This window comes from Photobacterium sp. 270122K, assembly GCF_059941365.1.
Genome location: NZ_JBPOEN010000001.1, coordinates 308720 through 334017, shown reverse-complemented (window position 1 = coordinate 334017; position 25298 = coordinate 308720). Strand labels below are relative to the sequence as shown.

At 48.3% G+C, this 25298-nt stretch carries 20 protein-coding genes; 15 read left to right on the top strand and 5 right to left on the bottom strand.

The annotated features are described in order from the left end of the window. Positions 1 to 126 precede the first annotated feature (126 nt). Entirely contained in the window at positions 127 to 1575 is a 1449-nt protein-coding gene (locus ACSF8W_RS01540; RefSeq protein ID WP_500844447.1) for an FGGY-family carbohydrate kinase, read from the bottom strand. Between the two features lie 451 nt (positions 1576 to 2026). Between ACSF8W_RS01540 and ACSF8W_RS01535 the strand changes: the two genes are divergently transcribed. From ACSF8W_RS01535 to ACSF8W_RS01500, 8 genes are all read left to right on the top strand, one after another. Beyond that, complete coding sequence (locus ACSF8W_RS01535) at positions 2027 to 2806, top strand: SDR family NAD(P)-dependent oxidoreductase (protein ID WP_500844446.1); 780 nt, start codon at positions 2027 to 2029, stop codon at positions 2804 to 2806. A 65-nt stretch (positions 2807 to 2871) separates the two neighbouring features. After that, a complete protein-coding gene (locus ACSF8W_RS01530; RefSeq protein WP_500844444.1) occupies positions 2872 to 4362 on the top strand; it encodes an FAD-binding oxidoreductase in 1491 nt (496 codons plus the stop codon). After that, positions 4362 to 5426 carry a hypothetical protein gene (locus ACSF8W_RS01525; protein WP_500844443.1) on the top strand — a complete coding sequence of 355 codons (1065 nt, stop codon included), beginning with the start codon at positions 4362 to 4364 and terminating at the stop codon, positions 5424 to 5426. Before ACSF8W_RS01530 ends, ACSF8W_RS01525 begins: the two co-directional genes overlap by 1 nt. Continuing rightward, positions 5423 to 6451, top strand: coding sequence for an FAD-binding protein (locus ACSF8W_RS01520; protein ID WP_500844441.1), 1029 nt, complete (start codon positions 5423 to 5425; stop codon positions 6449 to 6451). The genes ACSF8W_RS01525 and ACSF8W_RS01520 overlap by 4 nt, the downstream gene beginning before the upstream one ends. Further along, positions 6444 to 8129 carry an FAD-binding oxidoreductase gene (locus tag ACSF8W_RS01515; RefSeq protein WP_500844439.1) on the top strand — a complete coding sequence of 562 codons (1686 nt, stop codon included), beginning with the start codon at positions 6444 to 6446 and terminating at the stop codon, positions 8127 to 8129. Before ACSF8W_RS01520 ends, ACSF8W_RS01515 begins: the two co-directional genes overlap by 8 nt. Before the next feature lie 29 nt (positions 8130 to 8158). Further along, a complete protein-coding gene (locus ACSF8W_RS01510; RefSeq protein WP_500844438.1) occupies positions 8159 to 8956 on the top strand; it encodes an electron transfer flavoprotein subunit beta/FixA family protein in 798 nt (265 codons plus the stop codon). Then, complete coding sequence (locus ACSF8W_RS01505; protein ID WP_500844436.1) at positions 8944 to 10143, top strand: FAD-binding protein; 1200 nt, start codon at positions 8944 to 8946, stop codon at positions 10141 to 10143. Before ACSF8W_RS01510 ends, ACSF8W_RS01505 begins: the two co-directional genes overlap by 13 nt. A 62-nt stretch (positions 10144 to 10205) precedes the next feature. Next, the gene (locus ACSF8W_RS01500) at positions 10206 to 11786 is read left to right on the top strand and encodes a BCCT family transporter (protein ID WP_500844435.1); all 1581 of its coding nucleotides are present in this window, start codon (positions 10206 to 10208) and stop codon (positions 11784 to 11786) included. 123 nt (positions 11787 to 11909) lie between these two features. Here the strand turns inward: ACSF8W_RS01500 and glgX are convergent, their stop codons facing one another. Further along, the gene (gene glgX / locus ACSF8W_RS01495; protein ID WP_500844434.1) at positions 11910 to 13865 is read right to left on the bottom strand and encodes a glycogen debranching protein GlgX; all 1956 of its coding nucleotides are present in this window, start codon (positions 13863 to 13865) and stop codon (positions 11910 to 11912) included. 372 nt (positions 13866 to 14237) lie between these two features. Here glgX and ACSF8W_RS01490 point away from each other — a divergent pair, with 372 nt between their 5' ends. The 3 genes from ACSF8W_RS01490 (at position 14238) to ACSF8W_RS01480 (ending at position 18615) form a co-directional block, all read left to right on the top strand. Continuing rightward, positions 14238 to 15551 carry a carbohydrate porin gene (locus ACSF8W_RS01490; protein WP_500844433.1) on the top strand — a complete coding sequence of 438 codons (1314 nt, stop codon included), beginning with the start codon at positions 14238 to 14240 and terminating at the stop codon, positions 15549 to 15551. A gap of 182 nt (positions 15552 to 15733) precedes the next feature. Beyond that, complete coding sequence (locus ACSF8W_RS01485; protein ID WP_500844431.1) at positions 15734 to 16654, top strand: MalM family protein; 921 nt, start codon at positions 15734 to 15736, stop codon at positions 16652 to 16654. 122 nt (positions 16655 to 16776) lie between these two features. After that, the gene (locus ACSF8W_RS01480; protein ID WP_500844430.1) at positions 16777 to 18615 is read left to right on the top strand and encodes an alpha-amylase family glycosyl hydrolase; all 1839 of its coding nucleotides are present in this window, start codon (positions 16777 to 16779) and stop codon (positions 18613 to 18615) included. Between the two features lie 115 nt (positions 18616 to 18730). Here the strand turns inward: ACSF8W_RS01480 and ACSF8W_RS01475 are convergent, their stop codons facing one another. Together ACSF8W_RS01475 and gfa are read right to left on the bottom strand one after the other, a co-directional pair. Further along, positions 18731 to 19879, bottom strand: coding sequence for an S-(hydroxymethyl)glutathione dehydrogenase/class III alcohol dehydrogenase (locus ACSF8W_RS01475; protein WP_500844428.1), 1149 nt, complete (start codon positions 19877 to 19879; stop codon positions 18731 to 18733). Positions 19880 to 20178: 299 nt separating this feature from the next. Next, positions 20179 to 20745 (bottom strand): S-(hydroxymethyl)glutathione synthase, encoded by a 567-nt coding sequence (gene gfa, locus ACSF8W_RS01470; RefSeq protein WP_500844979.1) that lies wholly within the window; start codon positions 20743 to 20745, stop codon positions 20179 to 20181. A 565-nt stretch (positions 20746 to 21310) separates the two neighbouring features. Here gfa and ACSF8W_RS01465 point away from each other — a divergent pair. From ACSF8W_RS01465 to ACSF8W_RS01455, 3 genes are all read left to right on the top strand, one after another. After that, positions 21311 to 22462 carry an iron-containing alcohol dehydrogenase gene (locus tag ACSF8W_RS01465; RefSeq protein ID WP_500844427.1) on the top strand — a complete coding sequence of 384 codons (1152 nt, stop codon included), beginning with the start codon at positions 21311 to 21313 and terminating at the stop codon, positions 22460 to 22462. 102 nt (positions 22463 to 22564) lie between these two features. After that, complete coding sequence (locus ACSF8W_RS01460; protein WP_500844425.1) at positions 22565 to 22861, top strand: hypothetical protein; 297 nt, start codon at positions 22565 to 22567, stop codon at positions 22859 to 22861. 111 nt (positions 22862 to 22972) lie between these two features. Next, a complete protein-coding gene (locus ACSF8W_RS01455; RefSeq protein WP_500844424.1) occupies positions 22973 to 23365 on the top strand; it encodes a EutQ-related cupin domain-containing protein in 393 nt (130 codons plus the stop codon). A gap of 136 nt (positions 23366 to 23501) precedes the next feature. Here the strand turns inward: ACSF8W_RS01455 and ACSF8W_RS01450 are convergent, their stop codons facing one another. Further along, a complete protein-coding gene (locus tag ACSF8W_RS01450) occupies positions 23502 to 23693 on the bottom strand; it encodes a hypothetical protein (RefSeq protein WP_500844422.1) in 192 nt (63 codons plus the stop codon). A gap of 344 nt (positions 23694 to 24037) precedes the next feature. On the opposite strand from ACSF8W_RS01450, the gene ACSF8W_RS01445 reads away from it, so the two are divergent. Beyond that, positions 24038 to 25255, top strand: a complete 1218-nt coding sequence (locus tag ACSF8W_RS01445; protein ID WP_500844420.1) for a potassium/proton antiporter — start codon at positions 24038 to 24040, stop codon at positions 25253 to 25255. Positions 25256 to 25298: the final 43 nt, after the last annotated feature.

Below are 25298 nucleotides of genomic sequence, written 5' to 3'. Positions count from 1 at the left end.
TACCAGCCACACGTCATAGAAAAGTTGAAATCGCGGGGTAAAACAGGTGATGCGTCAATGTGGCCGAATTCACCTGATTTAATCCATTTTTTTTTTTCATTCACCAGCTCTAATCAAGCTGATCGTTCAATCTACTAAAGGACTGAGCTTTTGAAGCAACGGATCAAGGTGCTGTTGGATGTGTTGATAGACGCCACTATTGAGGGCGTTATAGAACGTGTGATGATCAAGGTTCGGAGTGAAGACTTGATCCACATTGACCATTTTTTCGATGGCGTCTTCGTAGTTATTAAAGGCACCGACAGCCATACCGGCGTTAATGGCACAGCCGACCGCCGCCGAACCACGCATCACATTGCGGCGGGCAGGCACGCCAAACACATCAGATAGGATCTGCATGAAAAGATCACTGTTGGCACCGCCGCCCGAGACAACCAAATCTTGGGTGGGGATGTTGAGTTCCGCATTCATGCGGTCGACATGGTTTTTCAAGGTGAAAGCAATGCCTTCAAGTAACGAACGGTACATGTGGGCACGGGTGTGACGGCTATCAAAGCCAATCATCGCACCTTTACGAAATTCAGCGTGTGGCGGCGCTGCCCAGTCATGCAAGGTCATTAAGCCTTCGCTACCAGGGGCGACAGTGCTGGCCTCTTGCGCTAACAACTCTTCAATTTGAATGTTTTTATCTTGCGCTTCTGCTAACGCCGCTTCGCCGAATTGATCGCGGAACCAACTGACGGTCCACATGCCCAAACGTACCCCCCAGCATTCATAGATGTAGCGATGGGGGATCGATGCCTGAAATGGCCAGAAGTGTTGGGAATCTTTGACGTAGTCTTTCCCTTGCGTGAGGGCGGCAATATACGTACCCAGTGAAATCAGTACTGTGCCATCATTGAGTGAGCCTGCGCCAAGGGCTTCCACCGCTTTATCGTGTGCCGTTGCCACAACGGGCAGTTGTGCCGGTAAACGGAAACGTTCCGCCAGTTCTGGGCGCAGTGTGCCGAGCACTTCACCGGGTTTGACCACATCCATGACCATGTCGCGGGTCAGGTTACAGTCTTTCCATTTTTGTGGATCGATGCTCCAGTCAAGGGTTTGGTCATCCATGGGCCACCAGCCAATATAGTTGGCACAGGTGTCGGTAAACTGACCGGTTAAGCGATGCGTGATATAACCCGAGCTGGTGCTGACATAGCGAGTGCCTTTGAATTCGGGTTGATAGTGATAAGGGGTATTTAAGCGTTTATCCATCCAACCGATGACCGGATAGGCCAATTCCCCGTTGTCTTTCACAACGGTTCGGCAGCAGCGGATCACACATAAGCCCATGGCTTGGATTTGATCCGGTTGATGGCCCTGAGCCAAGTAATTATCCATCACACGTTCAAAGGCCAAGCACAGCGAATCCCATAAATCATCATCGGGATGAATGGCCAGTAGGGGGGCGGGCACATGAATTTTTTGTAGCGGCTCGCTGCCTTGGCAAAGAATATTACCGTCGTAATCGAAAATAATGACTTTTGCACTTTGGGTACCGACATCAACACTCATTAAATATTTGCTGCGCATTGGAACTCCTTACCAAATGACCACGCTGGAAACGGTGAAGTTAATTTTTGGCAATAAAAAAGAGAAAAGTCGCCCTCCCTATTTAAAGGAGAGTTACTTTTCTCTATGCACGTTGAGTAACTGGTTATTTTTATAAGTGATCGTTTTGAGAAAAACTGTGAATGCAGTCAAGAAATGATACTGATAATAAAACGGTAATCGTACTTTATGGAGAATGTGAGAGTGCAAGCCATTAATAAGAAATAAATAGCCAATGAAATGTGACCATTATTCACTTATGGGTTTTATTTTAAAATGAATAACAGGTTGTGATTTTTATCACATCATTTTAATTCATGAAGATGGTATAAAAATAGCCAGTTACTTGAAGAGATGAAGAGAAAAGTAACTTCCCTTAAATGGGAAGTATGACTTTTCTCTTTTTTTATGCCTCAAACATGGAGCTGTAACAATGAACATCGAAGACTTCTCATTAGACTTTTTCTCTTTGCAAGGTAAAACGGCGATTGTCACGGGTGGTAATAGTGGTTTGGGGCAAGCGTTTGCATTGGCACTCGCGAAAGCCGGTGCGAATATTTTCATTGCCAGTTATATTGATGATGAAGGTAAAACACAGGCATTATTAGAAAAAGAGGGCGTAAAAACCGCCTTTATGCAAGTGGATTTAACTGTAATGGGTGAGCCAGCCAAAGTGGTGGCGGCTTGTCAGGAAACGTTTGGCACCGTTGATATTCTCGTGAACAACGCTGGCATGTGTATTAATGAACCGGACGTGACCAAGTTTGACCGTAGCAAGTGGGATCCAATGGTCGCGCTGAACTTAACCGCCGCCTTTGAAATCAGCCATGAAGCCGCTAAGGTGATGATCCCGCAACGCGCCGGTAAAATTATCAATATCTGCTCCATGTTCTCTTATCTAGGTGGGCAGTGGTCACCGGCTTACACCGCAACCAAACACGGTATTGCTGGCCTGACGAAGGCATATTGTGATGAGTTGGCGCAATTTAATATTCAAGTCAACGGGATTGCCCCTGGTTATTACGCCACGGATATTACCAAGCAAACCCGCGCAAATCCTGAATCTAATCAGCGTGTATTAAATCATATCCCGTCTAACCGTTGGGGTGAAACACAAGACTTAATGGGCGCAATGGTATTCCTTTCCAGTCATGCATCTAATTATGTGAATGGGCATATTCTGGCTGTGGATGGTGGTTATTTAATGCGTTAATGCTTTTTTCTTGATTTTACTTTGTTTAAAAATATATCCAATTTAATTCAATAGGTGGAATGATTATGTCTCTTACTCGTGAACAAATTGTCGATCAAGTTTCAAATATTGTGGGTCCAGAAAAAGTCATTACCGATGAATCCGTATTAAAAGAAAATAGCCATGACCGTTACCGTAAATACGAAACGATCATGGGGATCTATGAATTACCGCTACCTGCTGCTGTTGTGAAAGTGCAAAACAGTGATCAGGTGTCTCAGCTGTTGGCATTTTGTAATGAGCACAAAATTAACTGTGTGCCACGTACTGGAGGCAGTGCGACAGAAGGCGGCTTGGAAACTATCGTTGAAAACTCGATTGTGATTGATGGTTCTGAAATGAACCGCATTATTGCCATCAGCGAAACCGACATGATTGCTACCACCGAATGCGGTGTGCCATTGCAAGTGTTGGAAGATGAAGTACGTAAGCTGGGCTTAACCACGGGGCATTCACCGCAATCTAAACCGATCGCGCATATGGGCGGCTTAGTTGCGACACGCAGTATCGGTCAGTTCTCGACGTTATACGGTGGCATTGAAGACATGGTGGTCGGTTTAGAAGCCGTGTTCCCGAATGGGCATAAAGCGAAAATTAAGAACGTGCCGCGTCGTGCGTGTGGGCCAGATATTCGCCATATCATTACCGGTAATGAAGGGGCACTGTGTTTCATTACTGAAATCTCTGTGAAGCTGTTTAAATACACGCCGGAATATAACCAGTTCCGCGCCTATCGCTTGGACAGTATGAAGACCGGGTTTGAGATTCTGCGTGAAGTGATGGTGAATGGCTATCATCCGTCTATTGCGCGTCTTTATGACGCAGAAGACGGTTCACAGCATGGGTTTGATCAATTTGCTCCTGATCAGTGCGTGCTGATTTTCATGGCGGAAGGGAACAAGCTGTTAGCGGATGCAACCGTGGCGGGGATTGATGAGCTGCTCGTGCCGTATGCGAATGAGTGTACGCCAGTGGATGGCAAAATTGTTGAAGCGTGGTTCAACCAACTTAACTGGGGCCCGGAAAAGCTGGAAGAAGAGCGCAAGCATATTCTGGCGAACCACCACATGGGCTTCACCACGGAAGTGTCCGGCAATTGGAGCTGCATTTACGATATCTATGTGAATGCATTAACCCGTATTCGCGATGAATACCCTCACCTTGAAGACATCACCATGCTGGGTGGCCACTCTTCACACAGTTATCTAACGGGCACAAACGTCTACTTTGTGTATGACTACAGTGTGAAAGCCTGCGGGCCAGAAGCGGAGCGTATGACGTATCACCATGCGATTCACTCCATCATCATTGAAGAAACCTTAAAAGCGGGCGGCTCTGTCGGCCACCACCACGGTCTAGGTAAATACCGGACGCAGTGGACGCAAGAAGAGCACGGCACCGGGGCCTACTACATCCTTGAAGGCTTGAAGAAGCAATTTGACCCGAACGGTATTATGAACTTCGGGACGATTTATCCGGTACCAAACTATCCCGTAAAAACTGAAACGGCGAAGTAATGAAGATCCTCGTCTGTTTCAAAGCGGTAGCGGATGTCAGTCAGCTACCGCAACAGGAATGGCAGAGTGCGGTGGCGGGTTGGTCTAAGAATCAACAGCAATTCGTTCCGGCTTCGCCATTACTGGCTGTTCAGTCACCTTCTGTCCCATTGGGGCAGGAGGTGTCTGCCGTTGGGGATCATCCGTTGCCGTTTGGATGGTTACGTCAGCAATTTAATCCTTATGATGAGTCAGCGCTTGAATTGGCACTCCGTTGTGGGGAACACAAGATAAGTACAAAAACGGTCGATTCCATTTCTTCTTTTCCTTCTTCCTCTTGTCCCTCTGTTTCTTCTGTCTCTGCTTTTTGTAGAAAGGAGGCAGCTGCTGATATCAGCTTGCAAGCAGTCACGGTGGGCAATAGCACGCCGGATACACTACTGCGCCAGGTGATGGCACTGGGCTTTTCACCCGTCACCCGCTTAACGGTAATGCCAGCCGATATCTTAAAGTCACATCCAGACTTAGCCGCCTCTCATGACGCAAGGTTTACGGATGCGCATGATGTAGCGTTAGGGCTTGCGCAGTATGTACAGCAACAGCAGATGGATGTGATTGTGCTAGGTCAACAAAGTGCTGTGGGGGGTAGCGGTGAAACCGGGTATTTGCTTGCGGAGTATTTGGGGTATCCCTGCTTAGAACAGGTGGTGGATTTCCATCTGGATGAAATGCGTTGCGGTTCCCCAATGCTGCATGTCACCACGGTAGAGGGAGAAATGGAATCACACTACGAGGTACAACCGCCCGTGGTGTTACTGGTGGGCAATGTGGCTGGGGCGCAGTATCTGCGCATACCTAGTTTAAAACAGAAACTCGAAGCCAAGAAACAACCGTTGATAGCGCAAAGTATCGCGATCTCACTCTCATCGCCTTGTTTGATAGAGACTGCACTGACGATAAAACAGACCCAGCGTCAAACCGTATGGGTAGAGATGCCCTCGGCTACCAGCAGTGACAGCGAAAAGGTTGAAGCGTGGGTTGAACTGGCTGTTCAGGCGCTGTCTACAAGAGAGGATCACGCATGACCATTACGGTGATCACACAACAGAGCACCCCGCTTGCCTGCGGCCAGTTAACGCATTGGATGCAGTGGCTCAAGCCTTTTATGGCAGAACCCCAATACACACCGTGTGTCGTGATTGAGCTGGAGAATGGCGAGGCATCAGCCCTTGCCGTACAGTCGTTGTTTACGTTGGCATTCGGCGCGGCTAATTGTGCAGATCAGCCAAAGCAAGTGATGACTGATGCCACGTATCATGCGGCGGCGACAGCACTATCACAGTCGACATTGGTTGTGTTTGCGCTTGGTGTGCATTCGGCGCAATGGGTCACTCGTTTGGGCGCGCGTTATCAGTTTGCACATGCGGTGAATGTACAACAGATCCAGCGTCATGCAGGCGGATGGGGCGTCACGCGATCAACTTATGCGGAAAATTTATCCCTGACACTGAAAGCCACCGCGTTGCCGTTATTGGTGAGCGCCCGAGTGACAGGCTCCGCATCAACGGCAGCGAGTGCCTCTGCACGCTCGATGGTGACGTGGTTACGCGTTGCAACAGACACCTTACTTTCGAAAAACGATCATCCTCATTATCCATTACGTCAACAACGGCGATTAGCTGCAACGTCACCGCTGCAGTCTCTGCGAAAGGTGCTGATTTTAGGGCAAGGCGTAGGCAGTAAAGCACAGTGTGAAGCTTTAGCGGTACAGGCAGAAGCGGCAGGTTTTGCTGTGGGGGCAACCCGTCCGGTGGTGTTAAATGCATGGCTACCCATGGCGGCGTTAGTGGGGGTGTCAAACCATATGATTGCGCCGGATCTGTGTATTGTGGCAGGGGCATCGGGCGCGTCGGCATTTCAAGCTGGGATCGAAAAAAGCCGTACGATCATCGCGATCAATAAAGATCCTGCGGCTGCCATGCTGTCACAAGCCGATGTGGCCTTGGTTGGCGATTTACATCTGTTGTTGCCTCCGTTGCTGGATGCACTGACGGAGAGCCCAATTGACGTTGCGACACCGCAATCGGAAAAGGAGTTTACCGATGCCTGATTTCATAGATTCCCCGTTACTTTCACCCGTATCCGTCCCCCCTGCATTGGCTGCGATTGAAGGTGTCGTGCCGTTTGAGGACAAATATCATGCGTATATGTCGGATGAATCGCGTTTGAGCGGATGGGCGGACAGTTTGTCGTTTCCAACATCAACAGCGCACGTGGCAGATATCGTGAAAGTGTGTTGTCAGGCACAGATCCCATTGATTTGTCAGGGAAACCGAACCGGTATTACCGGTGCAGGTGTGCCCATGGGCGGGCATGTGATGGTGCTAGAACAACTCAATCAGATTCGAGAACTCGCATATGTCGAGGAGACTGAAACACAACAGACAACCTTACTGTTAACGGTTGCGCCCGGATTGTCACGAGCGGCATTAACTACCGAACTGGAAAGCGGTTTTGCGTACCTCGCTGATCATAATGTGGTGAGCGATGCAGCGGCGTTGCGTGCTGCTAAGGAGACAAAATGGTTCTGGCCGCCGGATCCGTCAGAAGCACAAGCGTCGATAGGCGGTATCGTCAGCAATAATGCAGGGGGGATTTGCGGTCATCGCTATGGACGAGCAGGGCAACATGTCGCGGGGTTAGAGTGGGTGGATGCAAACGGCCAAGTTTGGTCGGTTCGTCGTGGCGAGTATGTGTTTCATGAGCATACCTGCCCAACCCCAATGGGCGCGACGCTGTCCTTTGACCCTTGTGCATTAGGCTTATTCGCAAATGCCGATTTGGTGGATGTGCTGGTGGGCGGCGAAGGGATGCTGGGGGTGATCACTGGGATCACGCTGGCGTTATTGCCCGCACCAACGTGCCGTTGGGCGGTGGTGGCGTTTTTTGATACAGAATCGGCTGCAGCTTCGTTTGCGGACAACATGAAAGCGGAGGTGGTTGAAGGCGGTGCCGCCCACCCTGTGGTGGCGATTGAATATCTTGATCGTTCCATGTTAAGCGCAATGGCCGCACAACGCCCGCACATGACGGCGTTACAAACGTTGCCCCCGTTTCCAGATTGCCACGCTGCGCTGTATGTAGAGTTACATCATCATGACGCAGACGTTGTAGAAGCATGGTGTGAAACCTTGCTGATGGCATTGATGGAGCAGGGGGTAGACGACGGCGCCATGTGGGCAGCGATGGATGATGGTGAATACCACCGTCTGCGCCAGTTACGTTTGCTTGCGCCAGAAGTGACCAACATGTTATTGCGACAGTGTGATGCTTCCGCGCATCGCCACACTGTGAAGATGGCCACGGATCTTAAAATTGAAGGCTCTTTTTTATCGACCTTACAGCGTTATAAAGCGTTGCTGGTGGACGAAGACGCGGGAGAGGACGGGAACGGCGTGCCTTATACCTTGTTTGGCCATGCATTAGACAATCACCTGCACCTTAACCTTTTGCCTCATACGGCATCACAAACCGTGAATGCTAACGCGATATTAACGACGATACTGGCGATGGTTGAGACCGTGCCGAGTGCACTTTGCGTTGAACACGGTATCGGTAAGTTAAAAGCGGCGGCGATATTACCCCAATTGCCAGTGCGTTATCACGAGGCGAAGCGTCAGTTAAAAGCGGTGTTTGACCCTGATGGTGTGTTTAATCCCCACAATCATCACTTCTACTCGCACACGATTCCACGGATTAAGCCGTCAGTGCGAGAGTTTGAAAAATGAAGATTGCGGTGTGTGTAAAGCAAGTGCCCGTGGCAGCTGCATCACAGGTTGGTGATAGCGCCAAACAAGGAAAATCGCTTCAACGAACGGGTATCAATGCAACGTTGAACCCGTTTGATTCAGCAGCTCTCGAAGCCGCTTTACAGCTTAAAGCGATGATGGCGAAAAGTGGACAAGCAGACCTCGACAGAGAGGTCGAAATAGATGTCTTTACCATGGGACCATCTCACGCGGGGGCCGTGCTGTCGCACGCGTTTTCTCTCGGTGTGGATCGCGGTTTTTTGATTTCCAGCCCGCATTTTGCCGGGGCGGATGTGCTGGCAACGTCTTATACGCTGGCGCAAGCCATGCAGCGAACAGCTTATGACGTGGTGATATGCGGTAAGCAATCGACGGATGGGGATACCGGACAAGTTGGTCCGTCATTAGCCGCACAACTGGGGATACATCATGTGCACAGCGTGGATCGGCTGCTCGGCGCTTCGGTTACCTATTTGCAATTGTGCCAGCGCACGGCGTTGTGTGAACAAACGGTGTCGGTGCCGATGCCTGTGTTATTGATGGTGAATCTGGCGGCGTTCCCGTGCCGTGTGCCGTCGCTCAAGCATAAATTGGCTGCGAGACAGAAAACGTGGCAATGCATAGGGCTGGACGATCTGGCCGATAACGACCCCAATTGTTACGGATTGGCAGGTTCTGCCACAGAAGTGGAGCGGGTGTACGTACCTCGCCAACGTGCCGCATCTTGCCAAATGCTGACGGGGAGTGATGAGGCCGTTACTGAGCAGCTTGTACGTATTCTGCGGGAGGTGGCATGCAACGTATAACGATTGATCCTGACCGGTGTGATGGGTGTGAAGATTGCGTGCCGTCTTGTCCGTTTTCTGCATTGGCATTGGATAACGGCATCATGGCATTAACCGCCAATTGCCGCTACTGCCGCAAGTGCATCCCAGCTTGCCAACATGATGCCATTGTCTATCACGCCCAAACCATGGATGACGCTGCCAAGCAAGAATACCTGGGTATTTTGGTGGTGGCCGATATTGAGGAAGGGCAACTGAGCCGTAACAGTCTCGAACTCGTGCAGTGGGCAACAATGCTGAGTGAGACCCGGCAAGAAGCGCTGACCGTGGTGGCCATGAGCGATTGGATTGATCCCCGTACCTTTGCGGGATTGCCTCTTGCCAATGTCATCTTGTTTGAAGATACGTGTTATCTCGCCGGCGATCCACAATGTGCCGGGCTCGCGGTAAAAAAAGTGATTGAGAAGGGTCACTATAACGCGGTGCTGTTTGCCGCGACGCCAGAAGGTAAATCTATAGCACCTTGGGTTGCCACGCAGCTAAAGACGGGATTGACGGCAGATTGTACCGAATTACGCATGCGCCGTAATGGCGACCTGATTCAGATCCGCCCCGCTTTTGGTGGTGAGATCATGGCACGGATCATCACGCCAAATTCGCGTCCACAAATGGTTACGGTCAGGCTAAGAATGATTGCGCCGTTTCAGGCGGAAACGACGATGCACAGGCCCAGAATTGAACGGTTATTGCCCCCAGCCCGCAGTGCGTGGCATGTCATACATCGTCATGATGTGGGGCAAAGCCGTTCTTTAGCGACAGCTAAGGTAGTGGTCGTGGCGGGGCGGGGTGTGAATGGCCCCGCAGATGTGGCACGCGTGAAAGCATTTGCGGGACAAATGGACGCTGCGTTTGGTTGTACTCGTGCACTGGTTGAATTGGGGTGGTGTGATCGGGAATATCAAATTGGTTTATCTGGGGTGGCGGTGGAGGCAGACATCGCGATCACCTTAGGCGTTTCTGGCTCGGTGCAGTTTTTGGCCGGTATTGCACAAGTGAAGCAGGTATTGGCCGTCAATAATGATCTCAATGCGCCCATTTTTAGACGTGCAGACAAGGCGGCATGCATGGACGTCGACACCTTTCTATCTTTGGCGACCAAGTTATCGCAGGCGATCACGCCAAGCAAGGTACACATCACCGTGGAGTAAGCAAACACAAACAGTATTCGTTGTTGTTCATTATAAAAAACGTATAACTCAAGGAGTCAAAGATGGAGAGTGTACTTCGCTGGCGGGTTTTCTTGCCGCCCATGATCTTATTGATTATTGCCGTGATGGCGAGTTTTATTGATCTATCGGGCTTTCTTGCCACAACAACAGCGATTAATCATTGGATCTTAAATCATTTCTCTTGGCTGTTTTCTTGCGGCGGACTTTTGATGGTCGCCACGTTATTGCTCGCTTTGTTTTCACCTATTGGTCGTCAGCGTATAGGGGGAAGCCATGCCGAACCCATGTTAACCAAGTGGCGTTGGGGGGCTATCACGATTTGTACCACCACGGCAGCGGGCATGCTGTTTTGGGGGACTGCAGAGCCGTTGTACCATTTGTATCAGCCGCCCGTATCAATGGGGTTTGAACCAATATCAGAACCGGCGGCAGAGTTTGCACTTTCCACCATGTATTTACACTGGTCAGTCACGCCCTTTGCGATTTACGCGGTACCAGCCTTGGCCTTTGCCTTGGCGTATTACCGTAAAGGGGGCGCGTTTTCGTTGGCGAGTGCGATTGCGCCTGTGCTGGGGGCGCGTTTGTCTAAGCGGGTCGGCGGGGGGATTGATGCGCTTGCGATGTTTGCCCTGGTCGCGGGGATGGCTTCATCATTGGGAACGGGGGCATTAGTACTGAGTAGTGGTGTCAGTAAGATCACCGGTCTTGAGGATAATGTCCTGCTGCTTGGTACCGTGATTGCTTTTATCATGGTGAGTTTTGTTGCGTCATCGGTCTCGGGATTACAAAAAGGGATCGCCCGTCTGTCGACCATCAACGCCGTTTTTTTTGTCACCATCGCCGTGATGGCATTGGTGTTTGGCCCTACGCTGTCCATTATTGAACGCTCGGTTGATGCCATGGGTGATTATGTGGCGACCTTTGTTTCGCGCAGTTTAGGGATAGGGTTTGATGATACCGATCATTGGCCCATGAGCTGGACGGTATTCTATTGGGCAAACTGGTTAGCTTGGGCGCCGATTATCGCTTTGTTTTTAGGTAAGATTGCGCGTGGTTATACGGTGAGAGATTTCATCATTGTCAATTGGTGTATTCCTGCGTTGTTTTCCATGCTTTGGATGTCGATTTTTTCTGGCACGATCCTGACCCTCGATGTTGAGCATAACGGCGCTTTCTACCAACTATTGAACAGCCATGGACCCGGTGCCGTGATTTACGGTTTACTGGAACAATTACCCTTGGCGTCACTGTTGATCATGGTGTTTGTGACCGTGGCATTTCTTGCTTATGTCACGGCGGCGGACTCAAACACGGAAGCCATTGCCACACTGTGCATGAAAAAAGAGGCCATGGAGAAAAAGACATTGGATCAACACGCGCACTTGGTGCAACATCACCGTGCGGTGACGAAAAGACGACTGAAAGTACTATGGGGGGTGATAATAGCGACCATTGCGTGGGTGATGACGGCATTTTCGGGGATTGATGGTATCAAGATGATGTCGAATCTGGGTGGTTTTCCAGCGTTGCTGGTGGTGCTGCTAATGAACTTCGCATTACTCAGATCTATATTCACAGGTATGAACGTGCGTAAACATCCGATGCCGATTATTAAGTCGTGACCTTGTATTTCAATCGCTCAATGGCATCAAATAACGAGCGCTAACAGTGAAGTGAAAAAAACGCCTTACGGTTTCTGTATTGTGCAGACCGTAAGGCGTTATATTTTCCGAAACTCGAAACGTTTATTTCCGATACAAAATCGTCATCGAGAGGGCGCTTTGCATATAGGTGGTCTGTACCTGTCGAGTCGTGTGAGTGCCTTCGGAGGTATCGCACACAATCTGCCAGCGTTCGCCAGTCGGTAAGCGATAGCGTGTCGGAATGGCGGATGGATTGATCAAAAACATCAGCTCAGCGCCGGTTTTCTCAATGCCAAGGAATAGCGCAAAAGACTCAATCTTTTGCCAATCTTCGCCATTCATCACATGACCATCAGAACGCTTCCAGCTAATACGGTGATGACCGCGATGTGGACCACTAAAGGCACGCGTGAAGGGCACCATGATCTGTTGTCTGGCGGCGATTAGCGTGGCAAGCCAGTGACGGAACTCGTCTTTGTCTTTACTACCCGTCCAGTCGGCCCAGCTGATGGCATTATCCTGACAGTAGGCATTATTGTTGCCGCCTTGGCTGTGTGACAGCAAATCGACCGCCAGCAGGTGTGGCATCCCAAAACTGAATAGCAATGTGGCCATCAGGTTGCGTTTTTGGCGCTCTCGGCGACATAAGACGGCGTAGTTGTCGGTATCACCTTCAATGCCGTGGTTATTTGAGCGGTTATCGCCATGCCCGTCACGGTTATTTTCCCCATTGGCATGATTGTGCTTTTGGTTATAACTCACCAAATCTTGCAAGGTGAATCCGTCATGGTAAGCAATAAAGTTAACGGATAATTTATCGGGCCATTGACCAGCACTGAATAAATCGCGCGAACCCATAAAACGGGTGGCGAATTCTTTCATATTATTCTCTTGGCCCAACCAATAACTTTTTATTGTGTCGCGGTATTTATCATTACATTCATTCCAACCGCGCGGGAAATGCCCCAATTGATACCCATCTGGCCCAACATCCCACGGCTCAGCAATCAATTTAATTTGTTTTAATACCGGATCCTGAGCAATGGCCTTAAAAAAGGCACTGTGGTGATTAAAGCGAGCCCCTTGACGGCCTAAAGTGGACGCCAAATCAAAACGGAAGCCATCAATCTTATAGTTGATCACCCAATGGCGCAGGGTGTCGAGCACGATATTCAGGCTAGGCTGATAGTTAAGATCAACGGTATTACCACACCCAGTATAATTGCAGTAATGCTTATTCTCATCTTGTAGATAATAGTGTTTGTCGAGGCGCTTTAAGTGGAAGACTGGCCCCCCTTCACCGCCTTCTGCCGTATGGTTAAACACGATATCCATGATCACTTCAATGCCATGACGATGCAGTTCGCGCACCATGGTTTTCATTTCAGTCACCGCATCGTGCTGCGCATAACGCGGCTCGGGCGCCATGAAGCATAAGCTGTTGTAACCCCAGTAATTGACCTTATCCATTTTCAGCAGGTGTGGCTCTGACATGCACGATGTAACGGGCAGCAACTGAAGTGTTGAAATACTATGCTCTTTGAAGAAGGCTATCATTTCAGGCTGACATAGGCCCAAATAGGTGCCACGTAAGGCGGGGTCGATATTTGGGTGCAGCTGAGTAAAGCCTTTGACGTGGGTTTCAAGTAGCAGGGTCGCTTCACGGGGAATTTGCGGCAGGCGAGTGCCTTGCCAATCAAAGTCATGGTTAACCACGACAGATTTTGCAAACTGCCAGCTCTGCTCTGCGGTGAAGGGTTCCACATAATGCGGGACGGCATCTAACGCCTGCGCATACGGGTCAAGCAACAGCCTTTGACCGTCTTTATCTTTATCGTCAAGCTGGTAGCCATAGGCTTGCCCTGCACGAATTCCTTCCACGAACGTGTAATGGATATCACCATATTGCCTATCCAGCGGAATAAGGCATTGTGTATTATTGTCGTTAAACAAGACAAGATGAATTTTTTTATTATCTGGATTATGGAGGGAAAAATTGCAACCCTGATCACATAATGTCGCTCCCAATGGAAACGGCTGCGCTAAAGTGGCGAACATCCTGTTTATCTCTTAGCTAAATTAGACATCATTTTCTGCTATTTAATCGCGAAATTTTGCCCAGTCAAGTAATCATTTATTTCAAAAATAAATGAAAAAAAATTCAGTTATGTTTTCTGTCAACATGCATGTGATTTGTTGATACAACTCTTATTTTTTCGTGACGTTTCGTAGTTTTATTACAGGCGTACGCCTAACGTTCGTGAGGCGTATCACGAAACCTTCCTACTCCTTTTTTTCTACGCCCCCGTCATCCTCCTGTCTACGCCCCATATCAGGAGGATGACGGAAGCTGTACCTGCCCTGAATATAAGTCCCGAAAAGACAGCGAGATGGCCGTCGAGATAACAATAAAATTAAAGGGACATTCCTATGAAACACAAGTTAGTACCTGTAGCAGCGGCACTTCTTACCGCGCTAACTTCATACAACGTAGCTGCTGAATCTGCCACTGATGTGTTGACTGATGGGTGGGAAATCCACGGTTACGGTTCCATGAACTACCGTATGCTGGATGGCCAATCTTTCGATGGTGAATTTGGTAAACCAGATTACAAGACCGCGGGTACTTACGGAAAAAGTAGTTCGCAGGTTGAATTTGTACTGAAAAAACACACAGAGTTTGCGAACGGTGTTTACAGTGATTTCATTATTCGTGCTGAATACGGTAACGGTGATTCGTACTACTACAGTTCACCAGGCAGCCAGAAGTGGAATAACAGCGCGCAGTTTGAAATTAAAGAAGCGTACGTGGCATTGGGCAACTTACCTTACCTGCCTGAAGACACTGAAATCTGGTCTGGTCGTCGCTTCCTAAACCGTTCTGCAAGTGGCATGTCGGGTGAATTCTGGAAACAATCATCAGGCCAAGGCCTTGGTTTTGAAACCAAATTTGATGATGGCCAACGCGGTGGTATTGCAATCGTTTCTGCAGACCCAGAAGCGGGTAGTCTTGACGGCGTACCACCTGCACAAGGCGGCATTGCAGATGGCGACCGCACTACACTTAGTTCGTTGGACTTCTACTACTACGGTGTAAAAGCACTGGGCGGTTCATTTGATTTTGATGTAAAAGTGATGCATCAAGCGAACAAAGACGGTGACGCAGCAGACAGCGGCGTGGGTGTCGGTATGACATACAACACCTCTTACTATGGCTTCGATGGTTGGTCTCAAACAGGTCTAACTTACGGTAAAGGTCTGGCTTCTAACCGTGGTCTGAACTTCGGTAGCTGGAACTCAGCCCCTGATTCTGATGAGTCAGTGTTCTTCACCACATACGGTGTGGCAAACCTAGGCTCAAACTGGCAGATGGGTTCTGAACTGACGTGGTTCCAAGCACTTGATACCCTGTTCGGTGCAGAAGATTTGCAGCGTGGTTTGATTGCAGTGCGTCCTACGTACAAAGTGAACGACAACTTCCGTTGGGAATTCACCGCATCATACGGCTACGAGAACGGTAAAGAAGGTTACTGGGGCCGTACTGGCGATGCAGTAGAAAGCCAAATCCTAAACGGTGAAGTGGCAGCGGTATTTACGGTGAATGCTGACTACTTTGGTCGTCCACAGATCAAGCCTTACGTCAGCCACATCATTGCTGATGATGCAGCAAGTGCGGGTCACCTAGGTATTAAAGACGGTGACAACGAGACGGTATTCGGTGTTCACGCAGAAATCTGGTTCTAAATCACATTTCATTCAAGGCAGCCTTCGGGCTGCCTTTTTCCGTTAGAGGTTGGGCAGGATAAGCGGTATATATCTGTGGGCGATACTCTGGATGCGTCTATAGACATATACCAATTACCCCCGTCATCCCCGCACACACATTTTGTCGGGGAACATCATTCGAGAAGGGTAGGGAGAATAACATGAAGATAATGAAAACCACATTGGCTGCCATATTGGCCGCAACGTTGCTTGGCTGCGCGGCGTCACCGACAGCAGAAACGGTAAAAGATGTCACGATCACACAACCGGCATGCTGTACTGCATTCAGTAATTTTGCTTGGATCCCGATGGATGGAACAAGCATTGACGTCACCATTGATGCCCACTCTCAAATAGGCGAATTTGCGGATGGCAAGAGCTACTTCGCCGCTTTTGCCCTGCCGGAGAATGTTGAGCGCATGCAGGTCGACATAAAAAGCTGGATGCGTAGTGTGGGCGTGTTTGCGCCGAAAGTCCTGCTGTTGAATGCGCACTTTGAGGTGGTTGAGACCATCGCTTTGGATGACTTCGATGTAAAGCTGTCAGATATGTTCCATTTGGCCAGCTATCAAGATCGTGTTGTGATGGATCGAGAAACCACACCTTATATGGTGATTTATTCACCCGAAGATTACCGCGTTGGCGAGATCCAAATCCCTCATCCGGAGCGCATTAGAGCCGAAGAATTGGGGTTAGCCCGCCCCATGGTGACTGATCCGACGATTGAACATGCGACGTTTGGTTCGTTGGAATTGGATCTTAAGCCATTAGCGATGCGCTCATTCCGTGTGACCGCCCCCGCAGTACCTGCAATAGCACCTGCCGTCGTACCTGTCGCGGCAACCCCTGTTGCAGATCATGCACCCGCAAAAGTGACGGCAACACCGGTTGTTATCACAGGGAATACACCTGCTGTGCCGAGCGTGAACATGCTGCCAGAAAGCGAGGCGTTTTATAATCAACAGATTAAAGCAGCCGTCGAGAACAACGACATGAAAAAAGCGCTGACCTTGATGGAAGAAGCCAAGCGTGCGGGATCGCCAAGTGCTGAAGCGACGTTTTTACAATTGATTAAACGTTGATAAGGGAGCGCGTAATTAGGCCGCTCCCCTTTATCAAGCAGCAATAAAAGACAACAACATCATAATAGAAAGGAAAGGCAGACCCGTGTCTGCCTTTTTAACAGGGATAGAGAAGACCCATCATGACAGAAGTAGCAGTAACCAAGGCATCGGAGCCTCTCGCAAAGGAAGCCGCTGGCAAAGCCGTCGTTTATCAAGTGTTCACGCGCTTGTTTGGTAATACACACACCATGCAGCGTCCGTGGGGCACAGCCGCAGAAAACGGTGTAGGGAAATTCAATGATTTCACTGATACCGCGCTGGCGGCGATCAAAGACTTGGGTGTGACTCATATTTGGTATACCGGTGTACCACATCATGCCTTGGTGGGGGATTACACCGCTTTTGGGATTGAAAACGATCACCCTGCCGTGGTGAAAGGCCGAGCAGGTTCGCCGTATGCGGTGAAAGATTACTACAACGTGAACCCTGACTTGGCGGATGATCCTGCCCGTCGATTGGAAGAGTTTCAGGCGTTGATTTCCCGCAGTCACCAACATGGCCTAAAGGTGATCATTGATATCGTGCCCAATCATATTGCCCGCCGTTATCAAGGGCTAACGAATCCTGAGGGCGTGGAAGATTTTGGTGCGCGTGATAACACAGCGGTGGAATATCACCGTGATAATAACTTCTACTATATTCCGGACCAGGCATTTCAATTACCTGACGCTGAAAACGGTTATCAGCCCCTAGGTGGCGACGCACATGCCGATTTGGCGACACCGTATCATGAATATCCGGCCAAATGGACGGGCAATGGTTCACGTTTGGCGAAGCCGACGTTTGATGACTGGTATGAAACCGTAAAAGTGAATTACGGGGTACGTCCAGATGGCACGAAAGATTTTGATTGCTTGCCGGAAGACTACCGTTTATTGGGGCATGCTGAGCATTTTGCGTTTTGGCAGGGAAAAAGCGTGCCGGACTCCTGGCTGAAGTTCCGTGACATTGCGCTGTATTGGATTGCGATGGGCGTCGACGGCTTCCGTTATGACATGGCGGAAATGGTGCCGGTCGAGTTTTGGAGTTTCATGAATGCGGGCATCAAGCAGGCCAACCCCGATGCGTTTTTGATGGCGGAAGTGTACCAGCCGGATCTGTACCGCGACTATATTCAACTCGGTAAGATGGATTACCTGTATGACAAGGTGGATTTGTACGACACGCTAAAAGCAGTCATGCAAGGGCACGGTTCAACGGATGCGCTGGTGGATGTGCAAGCGCAGTTGATGGACATTGAACATCATATGCTGCATTTCTTGGATAACCATGACGAGCAGCGGGTCGCCAGTCCGGAATTTGCGGGGAGCGCGGAAAAAGGCAAACCTGCGATGTTAGTGTCTGCCACGCTCAGTACGTCTCCAACAATGGTCTATTTTGGTCAGGAAGTCGGTGAGCCGGGGGCGGACATGGCGGGCTTTGGTCAACCGTCTCGCACCACCATTTTCGATTATGCCGGTGTGCCGCATCATCAACGTTGGATGAATAACGGTGCGTTTGATGGCGGACAACTGACAGAGGATGAAAAAGCGCTGCGTGATTTCTATCAGCGTTTATTGTCATTTACCCTGTCCAGCACAGCCTTGATGGGAGAATACCAAGAGATCCACCGTTATAACCGTGAACACACCCCGTACTATGGCGACAAGCTGTTTGCCTTCACCCGTTATGATGCCGATCAGCACTTGTTAGTGGTGGCGAACTTTGCAGATGCACCCGTTGCAGGGGATGAAAAAGGGGAATTGCACCTTCATTTGCCAGCGAATGTGATTGATGCATGGCAGCTTAGCGATGGTGAGTATGCGTTGACTGAACAATTGTATGGTGAGGTGAAAGCCGTGTTAACAGTGGCAAACGGGGTAGGGACATTACCGTTGACGCTCGCGCCACTTGCATCATTGATTTTGCAGCGGGATTAAATGGGTAAGCGTGGAGCACGCTGTTATCTGATAAAATGGAAAGCCGCTTTTATAGCGGCTTTTTGTGTCAGTGACCCGTGCGAAATCAAGTTATGCGATGGGTAAACGCGACGGCTTATTTATCCATATGAAGCACGGTACGGATAGACTCACCTTTGTGCATTAAGTCAAAGGCTTCGTTGACGTCTTGCAGGCCCATGGTGTGAGTGATGAACTCTTGCAGGCCAAATTCACCCGCCATGTAACGGTTGACGATTTCAGGCAGTTCAGAACGACCTTTTACGCCACCAAATGCGCTGCCACGCCATACACGGCCTGTTACCAACTGGAATGGACGCGTTGAGATCTCTTGGCCGGCACCTGCTACACCAATGATCACCGACTCCCCCCAACCTTTGTGGCAGCACTCAAGTGCTTGACGCATCACGTTAACGTTACCGATACACTCGAAGGAATAATCCACACCGCCATCCGTCATGTCAACAATCACTTCTTGGATGGGTTTGTCGAATTTCATCGGATTAATACAGTCAGTTGCTCCCAACTGTTTCGCTAACTCGAATTTACTTTCATTGATATCGACACCAATGATGGTTTTTGCACCAGACATACGTGCGCCGATGATGGCTGATAACCCAATACCCCCCAAGCCGAATACCGCCACCGTATCGCCAGCTTGTACTTTCGCTGTGTTAAGCACAGCACCCATGCCCGTGGTCACCCCACAGCCGAGTAGGCAGACTTCTTCAAGTGGCGCTTCTTTAGCGACTTTGGCTAATGAAATTTCAGGCAACACCGTGTATTCAGAGAACGTTGAGCAGCCCATGTAATGGAAAATGGTTTCGCCATTAATTGAAAAACGGCTCGTTCCATCAGGCATCAAGCCTTTACCTTGTGTTTCTCGCACGGCTTGGCAAAGGTTCGTTTTGCCTGACAGACAATATTTACATTTACCGCATTCTGCGGTGTAGAGCGGAATGACGTGGTCGCCTACTTCAAGGCTTGTCACGCCTTCGCCAATCATTTCAACAATACCGCCACCTTCATGACCTAAGATGGAAGGGAAGATACCTTCTGGATCATCCCCTGATAATGTGAAGGCATCGGTATGACAAACGCCTGTCGCAATGATGCGGACCAGCACCTCACCGGCTTTAGGCAGTTGTACGTCGACTTCTTCCATTTTAAGGGGTTCGCCAGCAGCCCAGGCGACCATTGCTTTTGATTTGATTGATGTTTGACCAGGTTTGATATCAAGTGCCATTGGTTTTTCCTTATTGATCACTTATCGGTAGAAAAGTAAGCATAATGAGTAAGGTAAGCGCGGAATCGCTATAAGCGTAGTTAAGTTTTCTCTTTATCTGTAGTGCTTCATGAGGATCAGTATAGGGGATCACGAAAATTTGATATTTCGACCAAAACAAAAATGACCGAATACAGTCATTACCCTATATGAGTCGTGAAGCGGTAGAGCGATGAGGGCAAAAATGACTTAGCGACCTCAATCACCTTCATGCCGAAACCATTTGGCTATCAAGCATAGCCAAATGATGGGGTGGCAATTTATGCTTTATTTTGCGCCGCGATGTGCGTCGCGATGGCATCCATTAGCGCTGGAGATAGGCAGTCGTACGTAGGTAGACCTAGCGCTTCAAAACGTGCGCGGATGGCATCCATATCTTTAGGATCGGTGCCTGTTTCAATGACTGATGACACGAAAGCCGCAAATTGTGGCGCCGACCAACCTTTGTCATCCGATAATTCAGTATGAACAAAATCGAGGCCAAAGAATGGGTGCGCACCATTTTCAATACGGCCATACATATGCGTACCACATGCTTTACATGCATGGCGCTGAATGGCAGCCGCTTCATCAATAATGGCTAACTTGTCTTCATTCGCAATGACTTCAAGATTATCACGTGAAATAACAGCGACTTGAGAAAATACAGCGCCTTCTGGCTTCCAGCACTTAGAACAACCGCAAGCGTGATTATGTGCCGTCTGGCCCGTTAGTTTAACACTCACCTTATTCGTTTTACATTTGCAGTTTAATACACCACCGTTGAACCCTTCTTGAGTGGCTGTAAAACCTTGGTCAATAGATGGGTGTAATTTAATAACGTTCATTTTTGTTCCTTTCATAAAGGTCAGTAGCTTTGTAAGTTGTTTTTTCATGTTGTTCACATCCCCTGTTATATAAAGCAAGGGTATTTAGTCGTTTGATAAAAGAGTATGGGATTAACAGTTGTTGCTGCCAATGACGAATATAATAATTTATTTCATCTTGGTTGATAATCGTGTTAATTCAAAAAAGACCTTTACTGAGAGGTAATAATAATTGTGGTTGAAAAACACACAAATCAGTCGCTTAAAAAGTCTATTACCGAGATTGTAGTGCGTTTTTATGGGTTTTTCTTGTTTGTTTTTCACTTAACGTGTTGATATTTAATGGGTTGCTTTTATTGTTTCTGTATAGTAATAGTGTTTTAATTATTTCTGGTATTGATCATTAATTGGTAATGGTTATGATGGCTCCATCGAAACGAAATACGCTAGTCACAACGAACAACACGTTATATATGACATAGCAATACAGATTAGACAGAAATAAATATCTAATCTTGTTTTACCCATTTAATACTCATGGCTGATGCGGTGAGTAGCCAATACGCTAAATTAACGGAGCTTTATTATGAGCAATGTATTTTACATGCCACCAGTTACCCTTATGGGTCCAAATGCTATTCAATCTCTAGGTGCGGAATTGGCATCAAAAGAATTGAAAAAAGCACTTATTGTGACCGATAGTGTATTAGTTGATGTAGGCTTGGTCAGCAAACTAACCGCTGAATTGAAGGCCCATCACCTTGACTTCGTTATTTATGATGGTGTGCAGCCTAATCCGACTGAAAAAAATATTGAGGATGGCCTTGAACTCCTTGCAAGCAGTCACTGTGACTTTGTTATTTCATTCGGTGGTGGTTCCTCTCACGATACCGCGAAAGGTATTGCCTTAGTGGCAGCGAATGGTGGCCATATTCGTGATTATTCAAAAGGTGTTCACCTTTCGAAAAAGCCACAATTGCCACTTGTTACGGTTAATACGACCGCAGGTACGGCATCTGAAATGACAGTGTTTGCCATCATCACCAATCAGGAAGATGAAACAAAGTATCCAGTGGTAGATAAACACTTTACGCCAATCATTGCCGTTAATGACTCAGAGTTAATGGTGGCTATGCCGGCGTTCCTTACGGCAACAACAGGTATGGATGCGTTGACACACGCTGTAGAGGCTTATGTTTCAACCGCAGCGACGCCAATTACCGATGCATCAGCAATCAAAGCGATTGAATTGATTGCTGCAAATCTTGAGACGGCGGTTAATGATGGTGAAAACCGTGCAGCCCGTGATGCGATGCAGTATGGCGAGTATCTGGCCGGTATGGCCTTCTCGAATGCATCGCTGGGTTATGTACATTCAATGGCACACCAGTTAGGTGGTGTGTATGACCTTTCTCACGGATTGTGTAATGCCATCCTGTTGGCAGAAGTCTCTCGCTTTAACGCACAGCAAGTACCTGCGCGTTTTGTTGATATTGCGAAAGCAATGGGGGTTGACGTATCAGCGATGACACAAGAGCAAGCCGTTAATGCCGCCCTTGAAGCGCTTGATTCACTTTCTGAAAAAGTGGGCACAAAACAGCGTTTAGCTGATCTGGGTGTAACGGAAGATAAATTGGCATTTATGGCGCAAAATGCACTCAATGATGCTTGTTCTTTAACGAACCCACGTAAAGCTAGCCTGGAAGAGATCATCGCAATCTTCAACGCGCGTATGTAATAAAACGATAGCTAATAACTTGTCGGAACGAAACAGAAAGGTCGTCAATGGCGATCTTTCTGAGTTCACAAAATGAATTATCGATCATTGTAGGTACCAAACATGTTTAAAGTCATAGCACTTTCAACGTTACTTATCACTTCTATGTCAGCCTCTGCAGCCGTGCTTAAACTTACTGATTCTAATAGCGGTATTTATGTTCAGGCAACTGAGCAATCTCACCCTGTATCAGGATTAACGGTTAAGGTGACGAATGTTCCTCAACTTAACGATGCATCGTTCACAACAGATGAACATGGTCGCGTATTTATTCCTTTGTCATTGAATGCCAGTCGTTCAGTAAGAGTGGAAGCGTCTGATATGGAATCAAATACCATCTTTCATCGCAGCGGCCGTTAATCGCATTATAAACGCGCGCACGTATTTTTTAATTTAAATAGCAACATAAAAATGGAGAGAAGGTTTCAGTATTGGCTGTCACCGTCTTCATTGAATTATAAGGCAGTAAAAATGACGACATTAACCCATAAACCGGGTATCACGCTAATTAAATCGGGTTCACTGAAGCTTAATGACTTAAGCAAATTGCTTAACGTTGAAGGGCTGAAAAGTGACATGGCTGAAGTGGCCGTTACCAATAACTGTGCAGAATTGACGATCGGCCATTTTACGATGGCACCTGGTGTCGGATTTGAATATTTTTATGATGCAGCTGAATATAAGGTAGTGACGAAAGGTAAAATTGTGGTGCGTGATATGGAAGGCAATAAATATGTTGCCGAAGTCGGCGATGTAATTTTATTTTCTCCTGACGTGAATGTGATTTTTGATGCAGAAAGTGATGGTGAAGCCATTTACACCGCACACCGTAAAGCGGCGGTTGATTTTGCGCCTGCAAAATAATAGACAATGAGCTACCGTTAATAAAAAGCCTTGAACCCTGTTCAAGGCTTTTCTGTATCTATCCATTATGTATGCTGTTGACTGCCATTATTATCAGGGTGTGGTATGCCTAACGTATCACATTGATAATCGGCCATTACTTGGCTTGGCATTGTTTGACTTGTTCACAGTCGATGGTTTTTTTCTGAGGGGCGGGTTGGCTGCTGCTGGCTGGGAAGTAAGGGGTGCACCATCCTCGGTCTTGGATGTACCAGGTGCAATGATTAGTCGCAAACGCCATGTTGGCCAAGAAAAAACTAGACGCGATCAATAGTGCTTTTAATTTCATCGTTGTACTCCTGTTGCGATGGTTTGGCGACAGATACCTGCCATGCTTGAACATCGAGAGTGTCGTTATCTGCCGTTGTGCGTAGAGGCTTTGAGATGCCATCATACAAATCCGTATTAAGCCTCTGTTTTTAAGCGTAGCTGAGATCAGCCAAGGCTCAAGAAATGCATGATTTTATAAGATCTTCCCTGTGTTTACTGGCCATTCAGGGACGAGATTTCTATTTTGTTAGACTGTATTAACCGAATGTTTAGTCATTATAAAATTTTATAAAGTATCAGTTTTACAAGGTTGGTATGAGATCACCCTGCACTGATGAAAAACAGAGCCAATAAGGGGGCTGTATGGTCGAAAGCATCAATATTGAATACATGTTGTTAGGGATGGCGTTGCTGGTGGCGATCGGTATCTTACTTCATCAACCTTCGAAAACATTGGGCATTCCTTCGTTGCTGATTTTTATGGGGATTGGACTGGCATTTGGCAATGGAGAGTGGAGTTTTGTTTACGACAATCTTGCGGTGACATCATTCATTGGTGCCATGGCACTCAATATCATCGTTTTTGTTGGCGGGCTAAATACGTCAAAACAAAACATCGCCATTGCTTATAAAGAAGGCGGTCTGTTATCGACATTTGGTGTACTACTGACGACCGGCATTTTAGGTGGCAGCCTTGCATTCTTGTTCAACCTTGATCTGCTGCTGTGCCTGTTATTTGCCGCTGTCGTGGCCTCGACCGATGCAGCGGCGGTATTCTCAATTTTGGAATCGAAAAAACTCAAGCTCAAAGACAATACGGATACCGTGTTGGAGTTTGAATCTGCCACGAACGACCCGGTGGCTTTGGTGTTAGTGATCATGCTGACGGATATGCTGTTATCAAGCGGTCAGCCAGCCTCTTACAGTACGTTACTGTTGACTTTGGCCCAGCAGATTGTGGTGGGGATGGGATTGGGCTGGTTTATCGGCCAGCTGTGTGTGTGGTTACTCAATCATAATCGTTTGGAAGAATACGGCCTGATCCCCGTCTTCATATTGGCGTGTTTTTTCATGGCAACGTACGGCAGTGAGTTACTGGGGGGGAATATTTTATTGGCCGCCTATGTCTCTGGGGTGGTGATTGGTAACGGGGTGAGACGCGGAAGAGAAATCAGTAAACACTTCTTCAATAGTGTGTCGTGGTTAGCTCAAGCCTTAATGTTCATTATTTTGGGGCTGCAGTTCTTTCCGCTGGCAATGCTGGGTGATGTACTGTTGGCGGTTGTTCCTGCGTGTTTGCTCATGCTCATTGCACGGCCGCTGGCGGTGTTTCTGTGTTATGTGCCTTTTCGGCGTGCGTCGTGGCAAAAGCAGACTTTTATTGCTGCCATTGGATTAAAAGGCGCCACGCCGATTGTTTTTGCCTTGATCCCTGCCTCTGCGGGGGTGCCACAGGCGCAGACTATTATGCACATTGTCTTTTTCATTGTGTTGATCTCTGTGGTGCTGCAAGGCTGGGCGATAGAGCCGCTGGCCAATCGCTTGGGGCTAAAGCAAGATGAGCAGGGTGCGTCAAAGTGAGTCGACGCCGTGTATCTGATGAAAGTGACGGGCGTGAGAAACG